Annotated in this window: 2 protein-coding genes; both read right to left on the bottom strand. The window is 68.9% G+C overall.

Going from position 1 to position 2,577, the window contains the following annotated elements; genetic code table 11:
* Positions 1-249: 249 nt before the first annotated feature.
* Positions 250-1,470: a Gfo/Idh/MocA family protein gene (locus MBTS_RS22580; protein ID WP_192216541.1), complete on the bottom strand. Its 1,221-nt coding sequence runs from the start codon at positions 1,468-1,470 to the stop codon at positions 250-252.
* A 182-nt stretch (positions 1,471-1,652) separates the two neighbouring features.
* On the bottom strand, positions 1,653-2,577 hold a 925-nt coding region (locus MBTS_RS22575), incomplete at its 5' end, for an ABC transporter permease (protein ID WP_192216540.1).

Below are 2,577 nucleotides of genomic sequence, written 5' to 3'. Positions count from 1 at the left end.
CGCATCGGGAGACCGGCCTCGCAGGTTGCCGCCATTCTACACGGAGGGAAGCGGCCCTCCTCCCCAGCGGATCTCGGGCCTGCCCGAGATCCGTCTAGCTTGTGGGGAGGAGTTGGAGGTGGGGGTGGTTGGGCGACCCTCAGCCGGCGGAGGCCAGCGGCGCCACCCCCACTCCTAGCCTCGCCCCACAAGGGGGAGAGGGACGCTGTCTGCCTGCATGCCGAGATGCGTTAAACCCGATCGCCGCCGTCAGGGCGTGCCCGGCCGCATCGTCATGTCCGGGTTGAGATCGACCCATCGGCGCGTCGCCGCCGCCTGGTAGAGCGCCTCGATCAGGCGGACGTCGCGCAGGCCCATCTCGCCGGGCGTGCGCAGCTCACCGCCCTCCGCGATGACCTGCGAAAGGTGGTCGATCTCGCCTGTGAACTGCACCGCGTCGCCCTCCGCCGTCAGGATCTCGTCCGCGCGTCTGGCATTGCCGACCACGAGGCGGTTGCCCTGGTAGGCGGTGCCGGGATCGAGGGTGGCGACCGCCTTGTCGCCCCACAGGTCGATCCGCTTCTTGTCGGCGCTGTAGCCCGACGAGACCGTGGCGTGCCGGCCCGAGGGGAAGACGAGCTGGGCCGTGAACACGTCCTCCACCTCGGCGAAGCGCGGATCGCCGGCAGGCGCATGCATCGACGCGGAGACCGAGGACGGGCTCTCGCCGAAGAACCATTGGATGCCATTGAGGCCGTAGATGCCGATATCCACGAGCGACCCGCCGCCGGCCACGGCCTTCAGCATACGCCACTGGTCGCGGGGCTTTCCCGGCTCGAGGGGGCGGTGATGGTCGGAGGAGGCGAAGCGCACCTCGCCGAGCTCGCCCGCATCCATCATCGCCTTGGCGCGCAGGTTGTGCGGCTCCCAATGCACCCGGTAGGCGATCATCAGGCGGCGGTCGGCGGCCTTGGCGGCGTCGATCATCCGACGGCACTCGGCGGAATTCGTCGCCATCGGCTTCTCGCAGAGGACGTGCTTGCCCGCCTCCAGCGCCTTGATGGTCAGGTCGGCATGGGTGGAGTTCGGCGTGATGACATAGACGGCGGCGATGTCCGCGTTGTCGGCCATCTTCCCCATCGAGGCGTAATCGTAGAGGCCGCCCTGTCCGATCCCATAGCGGGCGGCGACGGACTTCGCCTTCTCCGGGTTGCCGGAGACGAGGGCGACGGCCCTGGAGCGCCGTGCCCGCTGGAAGGCGGGCAGGATCTGGGCCTGGGCGAAATCTCCGAGCCCGACCACCGCCCAGCCGACATGCGCCTCGCGCGGCAGGGGCGGGGGCTGGTCGAGCTTGGGCTCGGGCCGGCCGGTGGGGGTGGCGGGGATCGCCTGCGCGGCGGCGCGCTCGGAGGCCAGCACACCGCCGATTCCGGCGAGGCTGCCGGCCATGAAGAGGCGGCGGGACGGCGTCGTATGCGAGGCGTCGGACATCGGATCTCCGGATCCATGAGGGTTAAATCTCGCGGCCGGATCGAGGATGCCGCCCCGGACAACGCATGACGCTCCGATCGGATTCCATCGGAACCTGCGGTGGAGGCGCGCGGGGGGATTAAAACCTGAGACCCACCTCGGCGGGTCTCAGGCGCCAGGCGGTTTTTACTGGGACGTGGTTTTTACTTGAACGTCTTGCGGGGGTCGAAGGCGTCGCGCACGGCCTCGCCGGCGAAGATGAGCAGGCTCAGCATCACCGCCACCACGAAGAAGCCGGTCAGCCCGAGCCAGGGGGCCTGGATGTTGTCCTTGCCCTGCGCCAGCAGCTCGCCCAGCGAGGCCGAGCCGGGGGGCAGGCCGAAGCCGAGGAAGTCGAGGGAGGTCAGCGTGCCGATCGAGCCGTTGAGGATGAACGGCATGAAGGTCAGCGTCGCCACCATGGCGTTGGGCAGGAGGTGCCGGCTCATGATGCGGATGTTGGAGAGGCCGAGCGCGCGGGCGGCGCGGACATATTCGAAGTTGCGCGCCCGCAGGAACTCGGCCCGCACCACGCCGACCAGGGCCACCCAGGAGAACAGCAGCAGGATGCCGAGCAGCACGAAGAAGCCCGGCGCGATGAAGGCCGAGATGATGATGATGAGGTAGAGGGTCGGGATGCCGCTCCAGACCTCGATGAAGCGCTGCAGGGCGAGATCGACCCAGCCGCCGAAATAGCCCTGCACCGCGCCGGCGATGACGCCGATCACCGAGGAGACCAGGGCCAGGATGAGCCCGAACAGCACCGAGATGCGAAAGCCGTAGATGACGCGCGCCAGCACGTCGCGGGTGGTGTTGTCGGTGCCGAGCCAGTGCATCTCCAGGCCCTTGCACCCCTCCCGGCCCGTGGTCTCGGCGCCATCCTGCTTGGCCGCGGCCTGGCACTGCTCGTCGGTGAGCATCCAGGTGGGCGGCGAGGGCGAGGGCGTCGGCAGCCCGTCAATGATCGTGTCGTAGGAATACGGAATCGGCGGCCAGACCGCCCAGCCGTTCTCGGCGATCTCTTTCCGCGTCTCCGCAGAGCGGTAGTTCGGCCGCGCATAGAACCCGCCGAACTTCTCGTCCGGGTAG

Origin of the sequence: Methylobacterium bullatum, from assembly GCF_014845095.1 — a bacterium.
Lineage (GTDB): Bacteria > Pseudomonadota > Alphaproteobacteria > Rhizobiales > Beijerinckiaceae > Methylobacterium > Methylobacterium bullatum.
Note: the sequence above shows the minus strand (reverse complement) of the source record. Positions and strands in the feature narration are given on the sequence as shown.